General features: G+C 65.9%; 16 protein-coding genes. 11 read left to right on the forward strand and 5 right to left on the reverse strand.

Going from position 1 to position 17044, the window contains the following annotated elements:
• Positions 1–31 precede the first annotated feature (31 nt).
• The 11 genes from atpD (at position 32) to mgtE (ending at position 11008) form a co-directional block, all read left to right on the forward strand.
• A complete protein-coding gene (gene atpD, locus ACLIIZ_RS02005) occupies positions 32–1435 on the forward strand; it encodes a F0F1 ATP synthase subunit beta (RefSeq protein WP_416690525.1) in 1404 nt (467 codons plus the stop codon).
• Between the two features lie 25 nt (positions 1436–1460).
• Complete coding sequence (locus tag ACLIIZ_RS02010; RefSeq protein ID WP_416690526.1) at positions 1461–1886, forward strand: F0F1 ATP synthase subunit epsilon; 426 nt, start codon at positions 1461–1463, stop codon at positions 1884–1886.
• A 206-nt stretch (positions 1887–2092) separates the two neighbouring features.
• Positions 2093–3493: a chloride channel protein gene (locus ACLIIZ_RS02015; RefSeq protein WP_416690527.1), complete on the forward strand. Its 1401-nt coding sequence runs from the start codon at positions 2093–2095 to the stop codon at positions 3491–3493.
• Positions 3490–3738: a YkgJ family cysteine cluster protein gene (locus tag ACLIIZ_RS02020; RefSeq protein ID WP_416690528.1), complete on the forward strand. Its 249-nt coding sequence runs from the start codon at positions 3490–3492 to the stop codon at positions 3736–3738. The genes ACLIIZ_RS02015 and ACLIIZ_RS02020 overlap by 4 nt, the downstream gene beginning before the upstream one ends.
• 31 nt (positions 3739–3769) lie before the next feature.
• Entirely contained in the window at positions 3770–4591 is an 822-nt protein-coding gene (locus ACLIIZ_RS02025) for an undecaprenyl-diphosphate phosphatase (RefSeq protein WP_416690529.1), read from the forward strand.
• A complete protein-coding gene (locus ACLIIZ_RS02030; protein ID WP_416690530.1) occupies positions 4579–5145 on the forward strand; it encodes a YqiA/YcfP family alpha/beta fold hydrolase in 567 nt (188 codons plus the stop codon). The genes ACLIIZ_RS02025 and ACLIIZ_RS02030 overlap by 13 nt, the downstream gene beginning before the upstream one ends.
• A 7-nt stretch (positions 5146–5152) precedes the next feature.
• Positions 5153–7054 carry a ribonuclease catalytic domain-containing protein gene (locus ACLIIZ_RS02035; protein WP_416690531.1) on the forward strand — a complete coding sequence of 634 codons (1902 nt, stop codon included), beginning with the start codon at positions 5153–5155 and terminating at the stop codon, positions 7052–7054.
• Positions 7051–7938 carry an energy transducer TonB gene (locus ACLIIZ_RS02040; protein ID WP_416690532.1) on the forward strand — a complete coding sequence of 296 codons (888 nt, stop codon included), beginning with the start codon at positions 7051–7053 and terminating at the stop codon, positions 7936–7938. The genes ACLIIZ_RS02035 and ACLIIZ_RS02040 overlap by 4 nt, the downstream gene beginning before the upstream one ends.
• An 8-nt stretch (positions 7939–7946) precedes the next feature.
• Positions 7947–8771 carry a shikimate dehydrogenase gene (gene aroE, locus ACLIIZ_RS02045; RefSeq protein ID WP_416690533.1) on the forward strand — a complete coding sequence of 275 codons (825 nt, stop codon included), beginning with the start codon at positions 7947–7949 and terminating at the stop codon, positions 8769–8771.
• Positions 8768–9463: a monofunctional biosynthetic peptidoglycan transglycosylase gene (gene mtgA, locus ACLIIZ_RS02050; RefSeq protein WP_416690534.1), complete on the forward strand. Its 696-nt coding sequence runs from the start codon at positions 8768–8770 to the stop codon at positions 9461–9463. Before aroE ends, mtgA begins: the two co-directional genes overlap by 4 nt.
• 102 nt (positions 9464–9565) lie before the next feature.
• Positions 9566–11008, forward strand: a complete 1443-nt coding sequence (mgtE, locus tag ACLIIZ_RS02055) for a magnesium transporter (protein ID WP_416690535.1) — start codon at positions 9566–9568, stop codon at positions 11006–11008.
• Positions 11009–11013: 5 nt separating this feature from the next.
• Here mgtE and ACLIIZ_RS02060 read toward each other — a convergent pair whose 3' ends face one another.
• The 5 genes from ACLIIZ_RS02060 to thiD all read right to left on the reverse strand — a co-directional run bounded on the left by ACLIIZ_RS02060 (position 11014) and on the right by thiD (position 16905).
• Positions 11014–13659, reverse strand: coding sequence for a chemotaxis protein CheW (locus tag ACLIIZ_RS02060; RefSeq protein ID WP_416690536.1), 2646 nt, complete (start codon positions 13657–13659; stop codon positions 11014–11016).
• 161 nt (positions 13660–13820) lie between these two features.
• Entirely contained in the window at positions 13821–14159 is a 339-nt protein-coding gene (gene sugE / locus ACLIIZ_RS02065; protein ID WP_416690537.1) for a quaternary ammonium compound efflux SMR transporter SugE, read from the reverse strand.
• Positions 14156–15439, reverse strand: a complete 1284-nt coding sequence (hemL, locus tag ACLIIZ_RS02070) for a glutamate-1-semialdehyde 2,1-aminomutase (protein ID WP_416690538.1) — start codon at positions 15437–15439, stop codon at positions 14156–14158. Before hemL ends, sugE begins: the two co-directional genes overlap by 4 nt.
• Position 15440: 1 nt before the next feature.
• A complete protein-coding gene (gene thiE, locus ACLIIZ_RS02075) occupies positions 15441–16070 on the reverse strand; it encodes a thiamine phosphate synthase (protein WP_416690539.1) in 630 nt (209 codons plus the stop codon).
• Positions 16057–16905 (reverse strand): bifunctional hydroxymethylpyrimidine kinase/phosphomethylpyrimidine kinase, encoded by an 849-nt coding sequence (gene thiD, locus ACLIIZ_RS02080; RefSeq protein ID WP_416690540.1) that lies wholly within the window; start codon positions 16903–16905, stop codon positions 16057–16059. Before thiD ends, thiE begins: the two co-directional genes overlap by 14 nt.
• Positions 16906–17044 lie beyond the last annotated feature (139 nt).

Here is a 17044-nt window from a genome sequence, read left to right on the forward strand (position 1 = left end):
CGCGCAGCTTTTAATTATTGGGGATTTGAATATGAGTCAAGGTTCCATCGTTCAGTGTATCGGCGCAGTTGTGGACATCCACTTCCCGCGCGACGCGATGCCGAAGGTCTACGACGCACTCAAGCTCGACGCCTCCGAAGAAAACGGCATGGTTGAAACCGGCCTGACCTTCGAAGTGCAGCAGCAACTGGGTGACGGCGTCGTCCGTACCATCGCCATGGGTTCATCCGACGGCCTGCGCCGCGGCATGAAGGTTAACAACACCGGTGCCGGCATCTCGGTGCCGGTCGGCATGGGCACGCTGGGTCGCATCATGGACGTGCTCGGCCGTCCGATCGACGAAGCCGGCCCGATCGACAGCAACGAGCTGCGTGAAATCCACGCCGCCGCGCCGAAGTTCGACGAGCTGTCGTCTTCCGTCGATCTGCTCGAAACCGGCATCAAGGTTATCGATCTGATCTGCCCGTTCGCCAAGGGCGGCAAGGTCGGCCTGTTCGGCGGCGCCGGCGTCGGCAAGACCGTCAACATGATGGAGCTGATCAACAACATCGCCAAGCAACACTCGGGTCTGTCCGTGTTTGCCGGTGTTGGTGAGCGTACCCGCGAAGGGAACGACTTCTATCATGAAATGAAGGACTCCAACGTTCTCGACAAGGTCGCGATGGTGTTCGGTCAGATGAACGAACCCCCGGGCAACCGTCTGCGCGTCGCGCTGACCGGCCTGACCATGGCCGAGCGTTTCCGTGACGACGGTCGTGACATCCTGTTCTTCGTCGACAACATCTACCGCTACACGCTGGCCGGTACCGAAGTGTCCGCCCTGCTCGGCCGCATGCCTTCCGCGGTGGGCTACCAGCCGACGCTGGCAGAAGAAATGGGCCGTCTGCAAGAGCGCATCACCTCGACCAAGGTCGGCTCGATCACCTCGATCCAGGCCGTGTATGTGCCTGCCGATGACTTGACCGACCCGTCGCCGGCCACCACCTTCCTGCACTTGGACTCCACGGTCGTGCTGTCGCGTGACATCGCCTCGCTGGGTATCTATCCGGCCGTCGATCCGCTCGACTCCACCTCCCGCCAGCTCGACCCGCAAGTCGTCGGCGAAGAGCACTACGGTGTTGCCCGTGCCGTGCAGATGACGCTGCAGCGCTACAAGGAACTGCGCGACATCATCGCGATTCTGGGTATGGACGAACTGTCGCCGGAAGACAAGCTGGCCGTCAGCCGCGCCCGCAAGATTCAGCGCTTCCTGTCGCAGCCCTTCCACGTTGCCGAAGTGTTCACCGGTTCCCCGGGCAAGTTCGTTCCGCTCAAGGAAACCATCAAGGGCTTCAAGGGCATCGTCAGCGGCGAGTACGATCACCTGCCGGAACAGGCCTTCTACATGGTCGGCGGCATCGAAGAAGCTGTCGAAAAGGCGAAGACGCTGCAGTAATGCGGCCTCAGCATAGGAGCCAGTAATGGTTATGACCGTTCATTGTGATGTCGTCAGTGCCGAAGAATCGATTTTCTCCGGCCTGGTGGAAATCGCAGTGTTCCCCGGCGAAGCCGGGGAACTCGGCATCCTGCCGCAACATACCCCGCTGTTGACCCGCATCAAGCCCGGCACCATTCGTCTGAAGGTGCCGGAGCAGAGCGAGTTCGAACTGGTGTATGTCTCCGGCGGCATGCTGGAAGTCCAGCCCGACATGATCACCGTGTTGGCCGACACCGCGATTCGTGCCCATGACCTCGACGAGGCCAAGGCAATGGAAGCCAAGAAGCGCGCCGAGGAAGCACTGGCCAATCGTCAGGCGGAGATGGATTACGCCGCTGCGGAAGCCGAACTGGCCGAAGCCATTGCCCAGTTGCAGGCGATTCAGCGTCTGCGCAAGCACACCCACTGAAACGGGCAACATGTCCCGCACAAAGAGCAGCCTACGGGCTGCTTTTTCACTTTTGCGACCGGCATCGGCGCGCCATCGCGCACAGCGCGATCGGCGAATTCGCCTCGCCGGGCTGTGTCCGGCGGGCGAATCCTGTCAGAATGCCGCCATGGATTGTTTTTCTCAACCCGGGCGCCTGATCGTCCTTCAGGATACGGAGCGCTGTCGTGGCTGGTGATGCCGGTAAGGCCGTGGGCCGGACTGAAAAAATGCGCGCTTACCTGGAAAACCGGTTCGCACGTGCCCAAACCTACGTTCGCGCCAATCAGAACTACCTGCTCGCGCAGCTCAGGATCTGGCTGGGACGACTGGTTTTCTGGGGATGCGGCATCGTCGTCGGGTTGGCTGCAGTACTCTTCGCCCTGCTCAGTGACGACGCAGCGAAGGGCTTCGCGAACTTGGCGGCACTTTACCCGTGGTTACCCTTCGTCGTCACGCCGCTGGCTGGAGCCGCGCTGTTGTGGGTGACCCGCAATGTCTTTCCCGGCGCGCAGGGGAGCGGTATTCCGCAGGTAATCGCCGAAATGAAGCGGCCCGCCGTAGCGGAGTGGAGGCCGCTGGTATCGTTACGGATTGCCGTCGGCAAAATCCTGGTTGGCGTTGCCGCGGTGGGGAGCGGCTTCTCCTTCGGGCGCGAGGGGCCGACGGTGCAGGTTGGCGCCAGCCTGATGGCCGCCGCCGGACGCTTCATGCCGGCGACCTTGCGCATCCACCGCCAGCACTTGCTGGTCGCTGGCGGCGCTGCCGGCATTGCCGCCGCCTTCAATGCCCCACTGGCGGGGATCGTTTTCGCCATCGAAGAACTGTCGCGCTCGGTGGAATCACGTCTGAGCGGCGTCGTCATCGCGGCGATCGTCCTGGCCGGGGTGATCGCTCAACATTTCCTCGGCAGCGACAACTATTTCGGCCGCGTTGTCGTGTTCGGCGAAAGTGGCGAACTGCTGACGACGATCCTGACCTGCGCGGTCGTCACCGGCATTGCGGGCGGCCTCTTCGCACGCATGCTGATCGTTTCGGCCACCGCCTGGAAAGGTTCACTGGCCAACCTGCGCAATGCTCATCCCTATGTGTTCGTGGCCTGTTGCGGAGTCCTGCTGGCCTCCCTGGGCTGGGTGACGGGCGGGCTAACCTGGGGTAGCGGCTTTGCCGAGACCAAGGCGCTGCTGATCGGACAGAGCGACCTGCCTTGGTACTTCGGGCCCGCGAAATTCGTTGCCACCGTCGTCTCGTATCTGAGTGGTCTGCCGGGCGGGATCTTTGCGCCTTCGCTGGCGATTGGCGCCGGCCTCGGCCAGGATCTGGTTCCCGTCCTCGGTGGCGAGGCATTTCCGACCACCATCATCGTTCTCTGCATGGTCGGCTTTCTGGCCGCCGCGACCCAGGCGCCGATCACCGCCTTCATCATCGTCATGGAGATGGTTGATGGTTACTCGCTGGTGATCGGCCTGATGGCAACCGCCCTGATTGCCTCGGCGGTGTCCCGGATGTTTTCGAAGTCGCTGTACACGACACTGGCCGAGAACATGCTGCGCCAGCAAGTGCCGGTCGACAGCCCGCCGCCGAAATGACGGCCATCTGCCGCCCCGGCTGCGGTGCTTGCTGCATCGCCCCGTCAGTCTCCTCGCTCGCCAAACCGGCAGGCGTACCCTGTCGCCATCTCGACGCCGAGCGGCGTTGCCGCATTTTCGGGCGACCGGAGCGGCCCGCCTGCTGCAGCGGCCTGCAAGCTTCGGCGGAAATGTGCGGCGAAACGCCGCTGCAGGCGCTGCAATGGCTGGCCGATTTGGAGGCGGCGACGCGTCCGCAGGGGTAAAATGCGCGCTCTTGTCATAGCGCATCCCTCCATGGACCCGATTCTCCTCTTCAAAGCATTGATCCTCGGCATCGTCGAGGGTTTGACCGAATTCCTGCCGATTTCCTCGACCGGCCACCTGATCATCCTCGGCAGCTTGCTCGACTACACCGACGAGCAAAGCAAGGTATTCAAGATCGTCATCCAGCTAGGGGCGATTCTCGCCGTCTGCTGGGATTTTCGCGAACGCATCGGCAAGGCGTTGGGCGGTCTCGGCAGCGATCCGGTGCAACAGCGCTTCGCCGGTCTGTTGTTGGTCGGTTTCCTCCCTGCCGCCGTCCTCGGCCTGCTTTTCCACAGCACGATCAAGGCCTATCTGTTCAACCCGTTGAGCGTCGCTGGCGCGCTGATCGTTGGCGGTTTCCTGATTCTCTACATCGAACGCAAGGCCTACCATCCGCGCATCAGCAGCGTCGATGACATGCGTTGGCCGGACGCCCTGAAGGTCGGTTTCGCGCAGGCGATGGCGATGTTTCCCGGGACCTCGCGTTCCGGCGCGACGATCATGGGCGGCCTGATCTTCGGTCTGTCGCGCAAGACGGCGACCGAGTTTTCCTTCTTCCTCGCCATTCCGACGATGTTCGCGGCAACCGTCTATGACGTCTACAAGAACTGGTCCTTGCTGCACATGGCGGACCTGCCGGTCTTCGCGGTTGGTTTCCTGGCCGCCTTCGTCGCCGCGATGCTGACCGTCAAGGCCCTGCTGCGTTATGTGTCGAACCACGACTTCACGGTATTCGCCTGGTACCGCATCGTCTTCGGCGTGATCGTGCTGCTCACCGCGGAGATGGGTTGGGTCGAATGGACGGCCTGATCCTTTATCTGCACGGCTTCTGTTCGTCGCCGGCGTCGTGGAAGGCCCGCCTGCTCGGTGAAGAAATGACCCGCCGCGGGCTGGCTGCGCGCTTCGTCTGTCCAGCCTTGTCGCCGGTTCCTGCGCAGGCGATTGCCGACCTGTCGCGCTTTCTCGACAGCGTCGGGCGCCCGGTGACGCTGATCGGTTCCTCGCTGGGCGGTCATTACGCCAGCTATCTGGCGGCGCAGTTCGGCCTGCCGGCGGCACTGATCAATCCGGCGGTGGTCAGCGCGCTGTCAGCCGAGCAGTTCATCGGCGAGCACGCCAATTTTCACAGCGGCGAGCGTTTTGTGTTCACCGCCGAGCACGTGGCGCAGCTCGCCGCACAGGTAGCCCGGCCCGATCCGGCACGGCTCTGGCTGCTGCTGGAAACCGGTGACGAGGTGCTCGACTATCGCGCCGCCCAGGCGCACTGGTTCGGTAGCCGGCAAAGTGTCTTTGAGGGCGGCGATCACAGCTTCACGCGCTTTCCCGAATTGATGCCGCAACTCATTGAATTTGCCGGGTTATAATCCGCCGATGAATGTATTGTTTGAAGAAGATGGCGGTTTCAAGGCGGGCAGCATCCTGGCCGACAACGATAGTTCGTTGCAGGTCGAAATGCCCTCCGGCAAACGCAGCAAGATCAAGGCGGCCAGCGTCCTGCTGCGCTTTGCCCAGCCGGCGGCCGGTGCCCTGCTCGAGCAGGCGACGCCACTTGCCGCAGAGATCGAGGCGGATTTCCTCTGGGAGTGTGTCAGCGATGGCGAATTTTCGTTTCTGGATTTTGCCCGTGATTACTACGGACACGACCCCGCACCGGTCGAAGCGACGGCGGTGCTGCTTGCCCTGCACGCCGCGCCCGTCTATTTTCACCGCAAGGGCAAGGGCCGCTTCCGCAAGGCGCCCGCCGACATTCTCGCAGCTGCTCTGGCCAATCTTGAAAAAAAGCGTCAGCAAGCGCTGGCGATGGAAGGCTGGCTCGCCGAACTGAAGGAATTCCGCCTGCCGCCGGAGATCGCCGTGCTGACCGACGCGCTGCTCTACGCGCCGGACCGCAACAAGCCGGAAACCAAGGCCTTCGAAACGGCCTGCGCCGAAACCGGCCTCTCCGCCGCCCAGTTGCTGTTCAGGTGCGGCGCCATCAAGTCGGCCTACCACCTGCACTACAAGCGTTTCCTGCACGAGCAGTTCCCGCGCGGCACCGCCTTCCCGGCGCTCGATGCGCCGCCGCTGCCGATCGACCTGGCGCGTGCCGAGGTCCGCGCCTTTTCGATCGACGACGCCCACACCACCGAAATCGACGACGCACTGTCGGTCACCTGGCTGCCCGGTATCGGCAGCCGCATCGGCATCCATATCGCGGCGCCCGGGCTGGCCATCGAACACGGTTCGCCGCTCGACGGCGTCGCCCGCGCCCGCCTGTCGACCGTGTATATGCCGGGCAACAAGATCACCATGCTGCCCGATGCCGTGGTCCAGAACTACACGCTGGCCGGCGGTACCGATTGCCCGGCGGTATCGCTCTACCTGACGGTCAACGAGCAGTACGAAGTGCTGTCGCACGAGTCCTGCATCGAACGCGTGCACATCGCCGAAAACCTGCGCCACCACGATGTCGAGCCCTGGTTCAACAGCGAGACCGTTGGCGCAGCGCTACCGGACAAACCCTTCGCTCGTGAACTGCTTCACCTCTGGCATTTCGCCAACGCCTGCGAAGGCCGGCGCGGCAAACCGTCGGCGATGCAGGGCGTGAACGACTACAACTTCGCGATCGCCGGCGATCTCGCCGACCCGGAAAGCTGCACTGTAGACATCAGCGAACGCAAACGCGGCAGCCCGCTCGACAAGCTGGTCGCCGAGTTGATGATCGTCGCCAATTCGACCTGGGGCGGCCTGCTCGCCGAGCGCAACATCGCCTGCCTGTACCGCGCCCAGACCCAGGGCAAGGTGCGCATGACCACTTCGCCGCTGCCGCACGAAGGCCTGGGCGTGCCGCAGTATGCCTGGATGACCTCGCCGCTGCGCCGCTACTGCGACCTGGTCAATCAATGGCAGTTGATCGCCTGTCTGCGGGAAACGCCGCCGCCCTTCCCGCAGAAGTCGGCCGAGCTGTTCGCGGCGATGCGCGATTTCGAGTTGACCTACGCCGCCTACGCCGAATTCCAGCGCCTGATGGAGCGCTACTGGTGTCTGCGCTGGCTGCAGCAGCACGGCCTCGTCGAAATCGACGCCACCCTGCGCCGCGAACAGACGGTCAAGCTCGATCATCTGCCGCTGCTGGCGCGCGTCGCTTCGGTGCCCGCCGACCTGCAGCCCGGTCAGCGCCTGCATCTGGCGGTCGAGAGCATCGACCTGCTGCAGCCCGAAGTCGCCCTGCGCTTCGTCGCCCTGCTTGACGCTGACGAGCCCGCCTGCGACCTGGAGGAGGACCTCGCGTGACGCGCCAGATCCGCCCGCTGACCGGCACGCCGAGCGATCGTCGCCTGTGGCTGGCGCTTGGCGTTTCCCTGTTGCTGCACGGCCTGCTGCTCAGTCTGCATTTCGCCTTCCCGGAAGCTTCGCGGGTCGCCCGCGAGAAGGCGCTCGACATCATTCTGGTCAACGCCCGCGCCCAGCGCCCGCCGGCCGATGCCCAGGCCTTGGCGCAGGCCAATCTCGACGGTGGCGGCAACACCGACGAGAACCTGCGCGCCAAGACGCCGCTGCCGGCGACCGAGCAGCAGTCCAGCGGCGAGGACATGCAGCAGATGCGGCGCCGCGTGCGCGAACTCGAGGCGGCGCAACACAAGATGCTGACCCAGGCGGCCAATCTCGCGCGCGTCGCGGCTGCCGAAACGCGCAGCGAACAACCCGAGCCGTCGCCGCAGTTGACCGGTACCGATCTTGCCGATACGGCACGGGCGATGGCCCGCCTCGAAGGCGAGATTGCCAAGTCGATCGAGGAATACAACAAGCGGCCGCAAAAGAAATTCATCGGTGCGCGCACCAAGGAATACCGCCTGGCGCCGTATTTCGACGCCTGGAAGCAGAAGATCGAGCGCATCGGCACGCTCAATTACCCGGAAGCGGCGCGCGGCAAGCTCTACGGCAAGGTGGTCATCTTCGTCGAATTGCGCGTTGACGACGGCAGCCTGTACAACGTCGAGATTTCCCGTTCGTCCGGGCACAAACTGCTTGACCAGGCGGCCCTGCGCATCCTGCGCATGGCGGCGCCGTTCGGGCCGATTCCGCGCGAGGCGATGGACGGCGCCACCGTGCTGTCGTTTGCCCGGGAATGGAATTTCGTCCCCGGCGACACCCTGGCGACCCGCAACAGCAATTAAGCCTGCCCATGCCTGACCTCTACGCCGTTTTCGGCAACCCGATCGCCCACTCGAAATCGCCTTTCATTCACGCCGCCTTCGCTGCGCAGACCGGCGCCGACCTGGTCTATCAGGCGCGTCTGGCGCCCGTCGATGATTTTGCCGGCGCCTTGCGCGCCTTCGTTGCCGAGGGTGGCCGTGGTGCCAATGTCACGGTGCCGTTCAAGGAAGAAGCCTTCCGCCTGTGCGACGAGTTGACGCCAAGGGCGGCGCGCGCCGGCGCGGTCAATACGCTGAGTTTCGCCGACGGTCGTGTGCGCGGCGACAACACTGATGGCGCCGGTCTGGTCGCCGACATCGAGGGCAATCTCGGCGTCGTCCTGGCCGGCAAGCGCGTGCTGCTGCTCGGCGCCGGCGGCGCCGCGCGCGGCGTCATCGAACCGTTGTTGGTGGCCGGTGTCGGCGAACTGGCGGTCGCCAACCGCAGCGCCGACAAGGCGCTCGTGCTGGCGGCGGCATTCGCCGATCTGGCACCGGTCGGCGGCGGCGGTTTCGGCGACCTGGTCGGGCGTCGCTTCGATGTCGTCATCAACGCCACCTCGGCCAGTCTGGCCGGTGACCGCCTGCCCTTGCCGGAAGGACTTTTCGCCGCCGGTGCGCTGGCTTACGACATGATGTACGGCAAGGGCGAGACGCCTTTCCTGGCGCAGGCCCGGGAAGCCGGCGCGGCGCGCCTGGCTGACGGTCTCGGCATGCTGGTCGGCCAGGCGGCCGAGGCCTTCGCGGTCTGGCGCGGCGTCCGTCCCGCCGGCGCGCCGGTGCTGCAGGCGCTGCGCGCGCAACTCGCGGCATGAAACGTTTTGGCCGCTGGCTGCGCTGGGGGCTGCTGGCGCCCTTCGCGCTCGCTTTTCTGTGGCTGCTCTGGCTGTTCCTGTGGGTGGTCTATTGGGGGCAGTTCAACCCGGGAACCACCCGCTTCATGGAAATTCGTCTCGCCGAGCTGCGCGAGAAGAATCCGGACGCCGTGCTGCGCCAGCAGTGGGTGCCCTACGCACAAATCTCGGTACACCTGAAGCGGGCGATCATCGCCGCCGAGGACGCCAAGTTCGTCGATCATGAAGGCTTCGACTGGGAAGGCATCCAGAAAGCGATGGAAAAGAACCAGAAGAAGGGGCGTTTCGTCGCCGGAGGGTCGACGATCAGCCAGCAACTCGCCAAGAACCTGTTCCTGACGCCGACCAAGTCCTACTTCCGCAAGGCCGAGGAGGCGGTGATCACGCTGATGCTGGAAAACCTGTGGAGCAAGCGCCGCATCTTCGAGGTCTATCTCAACGTGATCGAATGGGGTAACGGCGTCTTCGGCGCCGAAGCGGCGGCCCGCCATTACTTCGCCGTCGCTGCCCGCCAGCTCGGCCCGGCGCAGGCGGCTCGGCTGGCCGGCATGGTGCCCAATCCGCGTTTCTACGACCGCAACCGCAACGCGCCGGGGCTCGGTCGCAAGACGGCGATCATCCTGGCTCGCATGCCCTCGGCCGAAGTGCCCTGAGTCGCCCGAGCAAGCGCCGGCCTAAGGGAAATCCGCAGCAATTGGGCGGCTGGCCGGCACCATAGCGGTGCTAAAATGGCGCACCTATTGCGGCGCTGCACCATGAGCGAAGAAAACCAGCTAACCGATGCCGAAGACCTGCAGGAGCGCCTCGCCGAGGTGCACACCCTGCTCGCCCGGCACAAGCTGGTCGAGGAGATCGTGCACCGGCAGGAAGGGCCGCGCCACGATCTGGTCGAAGGCATCGTGCACAAGCAGCATTTGCAGGAACTCCAGCACAAGCTGGAGCCGATGCACCCGGCCGACGTCGCCTACATCCTCGAAGCGCTGCCACCCGACGAACGCCTGATCGTCTGGGACCTGGTCAAGGCCGAGCACGACGGCGAAATCCTGCTCGAAGTCTCGGACGCGGTCCGCGAGAGCCTGATCGAGTCGATGGCCCGCAACGAGCTGGTCGCCGCCGCCGAAACCCTGGACGCCGACGAACTCGCCGACCTCGCGCCCGACCTGCCGCAGGGCGTCATCGACGACGTTTTCCGCAGCCTGCCAGCAGAAGAGCGCGAGCACCTGCGGGCGGCAATGTCCTATCCCGAGGATGCGGTCGGCTCGATCATGGACTTCGACATGGTCACCGTGCGCGAAGACGTCACGCTCGAAGTCGTGCTGCGCTACCTGCGCCGTTTCGACGAGCTGCCCGACCATACCGACCAGCTCTTCGTCGTCGACCGCGACGAGCACCTGAAGGGCGTGCTGCCGCTCAACATCCTGCTGGTCAACGAAGTCGAGGTCGAGGTCGGCAGCCTGATGCACACCGAGTTCGTCGAGTTCGAACCGGACGACGAGGCCGAAGACGCCGCCAAGGCCTTCGAGCGCTACGACCTGGTGTCGGCGCCGGTGGTCGATGCCGACGGCAAGCTGCTTGGCCGGGTCACCGTCAACGAGGTGGTCGACTTCATCCGCGAGGAAGCCGAGCAGGAACAACTGGCGCACGCCGGTCTGGCCGAGGAGGAAGACATCTTCGCCTCGGTCTGGGATTCGGTGAAGAACCGCTGGGCCTGGCTGGCGGTCAATCTGGTCACCGCTTTCGTTGCCTCGCGCGTCATCGGCGCCTTCGAGGATTCGATCGAGAAGCTGGTGGCGCTCGCTGCGCTGATGCCGATCGTCGCCGGCATCGGCGGCAACTCCGGCAACCAGACGATCACCATGATCGTCCGCGCGATCGCCATGGGCCAGGTTCAGCCGGACGCGATGCGCCGGCTGTTGCGCAAGGAACTTGGCGTCGCCAGCATCAACGGCCTGATCTGGGGCAGCCTGCTCGGCGTCGCCGCCTGGTGGTTGTACGGCAGCGCCCAACTCGGCGTGGTGATGACCGCCGCGATGACGCTCAACCTGCTGCTTGCCGCGACCGCCGGCGTCGGCATCCCGCTGCTGCGCCAGAAGTTCGGCGCCGACCCGGCAATCGGCGGCTCGGTGATGATCACCGCGCTCACCGACTCCGGCGGCTTCTTCATCTTCCTCGGCCTGGCGACGTTGTTCCTGATGTAATTCGCTCAGGTGTTCCGGCCAAGTAGGCCGGGCAGCCAGCTACCCTCCTCCGGCATGGCGCACATGCCGCTGCGCTTGAGGATGCGATCGACGCCGAGCACCATCAGGATGCGCCGCTCGCCATCCTCGCCGCCCGGTCTGACCAGGCTTTCGATCAGGGAATCGCCTTCGCTCATCAGCGCCGGCAGCGGTTCGACGCGGGCCAGCGGCACTTCGCGCACCGGTGCCAGACGGTCGACCAGGATGGCGAACATCGCTTGCCGGGCCGGCGAGCGCAGGACCAGGATCTGCCGCCGTCCACCCGGCTGCGGCCGGCGCCGTTCCTCGTCCGGCTGGCGGGCGCGCAGCATCAGCGCCGGATCGATGACGCCGATCGCCTGTTCGCCGTACATCAGGCAGCCGCACTGACCATCGGGCAGGCCAGGCATCGGCGTCAGGCGGTCGATGTCGACCGCCTCGATGACGCAGTCGGCGCGCAGCCCGTACCAGTTGCGACCGATGTGGAAGCAGGCGATGTCCAGGCTCTCGCCCTGGCCATGGCGCCGGTAGGGGGCGGCGCCCGCCTCGGGCGCTTCGGGCAGCATGGCCGGATCGATCACCCGTTCCGACAACGGCGTGAAGATCAGCGCCAGCAGCGCGCCCGTGCGCCCGTCGCGCTCGGTCGGGTATTCGCGGTAGCCGGCGCCGGCCGCCGAGCCGACAGCGTAGTAGCGGCCGTTGTAGATGATGACGTTGCTGTAGTGTTGCCCAGGCGGTACGTGGAAGAACTCGTTGCCGATCATGAGCGGTGTGCCCGGCGTCAGCTCGTCGTCGGTACTGGCGATCACATGCCCCTGGCGGTCGGCGAAGACAGCGAAGGCGCCAGCGGCGACCCGGCCATCGGCGGCGCGCGGCAGCGCATCGTGCAGCATGGCCTGTAACTGCGGCTCAGCGTCGAACACCAGTGCAATGCCGCCGACCGGTTCCCGGCCTTGCGGATCAAGCACCGCAGCGGCGAACACATAGCTTGGACGGCCGTCGTAGAGGGCGCTGGCACGGAAGGGCGAAACCACGTAGCAGCCGCTGTCGGTGAGCGCCAGCGTCGGTCGCAGCCAGGGCTCGTCAAGGACGCGGCCGACACAGTCGTTGTAGGCCGGATTGGAAACCGCGACCACGCGGCCGCCCTGGTCGAACAGGATGAGGTTGGTGTAAACCGTGTAAAGCTTGTTGAGCTGGCGCAGGATCGCGGTCAGCGGTGCCCGTTCCGGCGCTTCGCCCTGCTGGGCGGCAGCCAGCGCGGCGCGGAAGCGGCCGGTCAGCGCCCACCAGCGGCAATCGTTGGCCCGTTCGTAGAGATTGCGCTCCATGATGTCGATGGCCATCGCCGCGTGCGCCGAAGCGTCGAACAGCGCCGACGAGATGACCGTCTTGTACAGGTTGTTGATCGATTCGCCGAACACCGCCCGCGTCCGCACGCCGGTATTGCCGATCTCGCTCAGCAGGACCTTGGCGAAACTGCCGCTCTGCGCCGCCTCCGGCTCCCGCGCCAGCCAGACATGGCCGTTCCACACCGCCCGGTTGAGGTCGTTCTGGATGCGCGCCGCCTCGCGCGGGACGCGACGCAGTTCGGACGAAAGCAGGGTGGTCGTTTCCAGTACGCAGGCCAGGAAATCCTCCGCCACCGCCGCCAGTTCATGGGCCGCTGAAAGATCGAAAGCATGTTCCAGCGGGGCCAGCGCCAGGCCGTACCAACCGGGGCCGGCATAGCCCTGGTAGGCCTGGCCCGGCCGACCGCAGGCGAGATATTCGCGGCCGGCGAAGCGGGCGATGCGGGGAGCGCCGTCGGCGCACATGGCGAGTCTGGCGCCTGGAGGAAACTGCCAGGGGTCACTGCTGGCCAGGATGCGACCTTCACCGTCCGCCAGCGTGAGCACCCGCCAGTCGTCGCCGCCCAGCAGATTGGCGAAGATGCGCTCGCATTCGTCCTGGAAGCGGAAACACAGGCAGAGGACGCCGAGCGGCGTGCCGTCGTCGTCGCTGACGCGGCAGGCGTAGATCAGTGGATTGGCGTCGTCGGGTAGCAGGTCGGTACGGCGGAAGACCTCGAGATAGGGGCGTTCGCCGCTCAGCGCGGTGGCGACGAAGGCGTCGCTGGTTCGGGGTAGCGGATTAGCGCTATCGAGACGTGCCAGGATCTCGCCTTGCGGAGAAAGCAGGACGACGTCGTGATAGACCGTGTATTTGTCGACGTATTCGGCAAAGCGCGCCTGCAGATGCGTACGCTCACCAGTGTCGCCTGCCTCGCTGCCGGCGTTGCGGGCAAAGGCGACGATTTCGGTGTCGGTGGCCAGGAAACCGATATCGGCGGTGCGCTCGTAGAGGTTGCGCACCATGACGTCGATCGCGGCGCGGGCCGAGGATTCGAGGCCGAGCACCGCCTTGCGGAAATGCTCGTCGGCGAGTTGCGCGAGCAGACTGTCGGCCAGTTCGCCGAAAGCCTGGCGCATCGCCGAGATGTCGGTGCCGGCGCAGAGCAGTTGGCCGAGCAGGGCCAGGTTGTCGTAGGCCGACTGGATCTCGGCCAGGCGCTTGGCGTCCGGCCGCAGTCCGCGCATGTACTCGCGCAATTCCCCGGCGCGGGCGGGCAGCGGTTTGGCTTGCAGTGTTTTCATGGTTTCCCTTCTGCTGTTCTGCATGCGCACCACGAGGGCGCGACATGTGGATTCAGCAAAAAGGGTGCCGGGCGGAAAACGCACGGAAATGGTGAAAATTGCGACCTGCAGCCAGCGCAACGGGCGCCGCAACGAGGCGCTTGGCACCAGAATGGTGCTGGCTAGTGCGGGTTCGGCGTCAGCAGCTTGAGGCCGACGATGCCGGCGACGATCAGCGCGATGCTGGCCAGGCGCAGCGCCTCGCGCGATTCGCCGAACAGCAGCATGCCGCAGATCGCGGTGCCGACCGCGCCGATACCGGTCCACACCGCGTAGGCGGTACCCAGTGGCAGGACGCGCAGCGACCAGCCGAGGAGGACGACGCTGGCCACCATCAGGCCGACCGTCCATACGCTCGGCCACAGGCGCGAAAAGCCCTCGGTGTATTTCAGCCCGACCGCCCAGCCGACCTCGCAGAGACCGGCGAAGAAGAGGACGATCCAGGCGGCGCCGGCGTTCATGATTGCTGGGCGAACCAGGCGTCGGCAGCGGCGACGGTCGCCGCGATCTCGGCGTCGCTGTGCGCGGCCGAGACGAAACCGGCTTCGAAGGCCGACGGCGCGAAGTAGTGGCCGGCGTCTATCATGGCGTGGAAGAAGCGGTTGAAGGCGTCCTTGTCGCAGGCCAGCACTTCGTCGTAAGTACCCGGGCAGCGCTCGGCGAAGTAAAGGCCGAACATGCCGCCGACGTTCTGGGCGGCGAAGGCGACACCGTGTTTCCTGGCGGCGGCGACCAGGCCGTCGCACAGCGCCTTGGTCTTCGCCGTCAGCGCCGCGTGGAAGCCCGGCGCCCGGATCAACTTCAGCGTCGCCAGACCGGCGGCCGTGGCGATCGGGTTGCCGGACAGCGTGCCGGCCTGGTAGACCGGGCCGAGCGGGGCGATCTTTTCCATGATTTCGCGGCGACCGCCGAAGGCGCCCAGCGGCATGCCGCCGCCGACCACCTTGCCGAAGGTGGACAGGTCCGGGGTGATGCCGAACAGGCCCTGCGCGCACTTCAGGTCGACGCGGAAGCCGGTCATCACTTCGTCGAAAATGAGCACGGCGCCGTACTGCGCGGTCAGTTCGCGCAGTGCTTTGAGGAATTCCGGGGTCGGCGCGATCAGGTTCATGTTGCCGACCACCGGCTCGAGGATCACGGCGGCGATCTTGTCGCCGTGTGCCTTGAAGGCTTCAGCCAGGCCCTGCGGGTCGTTGTAGCTCAGTACCATGGTGGTTTCGACGGTGCCGGCCGGGACGCCGCCCGACGACGGGTTGCCGAAGGTGAGCAGGCCGGAGCCGGCCTTGACCAGCAGGTGGTCGGCGTGGCCGTGGTAGCAGCCCTCGAACTTGACCAGGATGTCGCGGCCGGTGAAACCGCGCGCCAGGCGGATCGCGCTCATCGTCGCCTCGGTGCCGGACGAAACCAGGCGCACCATGTCGAGCGACGGCACCATCTCGCACAGCAGGTCGGCGATCTCCACTTCGCGCTCGGTCGGCGCGCCGAAGGACAGACCGTCGACGACGGCTTCCTGAACGGCGGCGATGACTTCCGGGTGGGCGTGGCCGAGGATCATCGGCCCCCAGGAGCCGACGTAGTCGGTGTACCACTTGCCGTCGGCGTCCTGCACCTGGCTGCCGACACCCTTCTGGAAGAACAGCGGCGTGCCGCCGACCGAACGGAAGGCGCGCACCGGCGAATTGACGCCGCCGGGGATGTGTTTCTGGGCACGGGCAAAGAGTTCTTCGTTACGCGAGGTCATGTCAGGCTTTCTCGAAAAGTCGTTGGTATTGGGCGGCACGGGCGGTGATGTCCGGCGCCGAGAAGAGGTCGGTGATGACGGCCAGCAGGTCGACGCCGGCATCGAGCAGCGCCGCCGCGTTGGTGGCGGTGATGCCGCCGATGGCGCAGACGGCGACCGGCAGTTCGGCCCGCGCCCGGGCATAGAGTTCCAGCGGCGCGCGGACGGCGTCCGGCTTGGTCGGCGACGGGAAGGCGGTGCCGAAGGCGACATAGTCGGCGCCGGCCGCGCAGGCGCGGCGTGCCGCCTCGAGGTCGGCGTAACAGGAGGCGCCGAGGATGCGTTGCGGGCCGAGGATGGCGCGGGCGACCCGGAGGTCGCCGTCGTCACGTCCGAGGTGCAGGCCGTCGGCATCGACCAGTTGGCAGAGGGCGAGGTCGTCGTTGATGATCAGTCGCGCGCCGTGGTCGCGGGTCAGCCGGCGCAGGGCGTGGGCGCGGGCGAGACGTTCCGGCATCGGCCCCGACTTGTCACGCAGTTGGACGATACGGCAGCCGCCAGCCAGGGCGGCGGCGACGCCGGCGAGCAGGGTTTCCCGCGGCAGGTCGTCGGGGGTGACCGCGTAGAGGCCGCGCAGTTCAGCTTGCGCCATCGCCGGCCTCCTTGGCTTCGTCGTCTTCCCGGGCCCAGAACAGGCGGTCCGGGATGAACTGGCCCATGCCGCCGCGGAAACCGTGGCGGAGCGCCTGCCAGGTGTAGTCCTGGGCGTCGCGTACCGCTTCCTCGACGCTGGCGCCGCCGGCCAGGCAGCCGGCGATCGCCGACGCCAGCGTGCAGCCCGAGCCGTGGTAGCTGCCGGGCAGGCGTTCCCAGCGGTCGTGGCGGATCACGCCGTCGGGGCCGTACAGGGTGTTGATCACCTCCGGCGTGCTTTCGTGGGTGCCGGTGATCAGCACGTACTGCGCGCCCATTTCGATCAGGCGGGCGGCGCAGACGTCGAGTGCCGGTTCGTTCTCGTCCTCGTCGCTTTCGGCGAGGCGGCGCGCTTCGGGCGCGTTGGGGGTGATGATCGTCGTTTGCGGCAACAGCATCTCGCGCATGGCGGCGATGATTTCCTCGCCGGACAGCGCATCGCCTCGCCCCGAAGCCAGCACCGGGTCGAAGACGAGCGGGATTTCCGGGTAGTCGCCGACGATCTCGGCAATCGCCAGCACGTTCTCGACGCTGCCGATCAGGCCGATCTTGAAGGCGGCCACCGGCATGTCCTCGAGCACGGTGCGCGCCTGCTGTTCGAGCAGTTCGGCGGCGACCGGTTGCATTGCGACGACGCCCGAGGTGTCCTGCACGGTCAGCGCAGTGAGCGCGCTCAGCGGGTGGCAGCCGAGGCTGGCCAGGGTCAGCAGGTCGGCCTGGATGCCGGCGCCGCCGGTCGGGTCGCTGGCGGCGAAAACGAGAACTTGCGGCAGATTGGCGGAAACAATGGGCATGGGCGGGTGTGGCGCGGATGTCCGGGCGCGGGCTGGAAAGCGCGATTTTATCCGAATACGCTGTACTGCCGCGGGATTCTGGGCTTATGCTTAGCGACTTCCGGTTGGCGATTGTTATCCGTTCCGTAGTAATATGTTC

The organism is Azonexus caeni (genome assembly GCF_048146105.1).
GTDB classification, from domain to species: Bacteria; Pseudomonadota; Gammaproteobacteria; order Burkholderiales; family Rhodocyclaceae; genus Azonexus; species Azonexus aromaticus_B.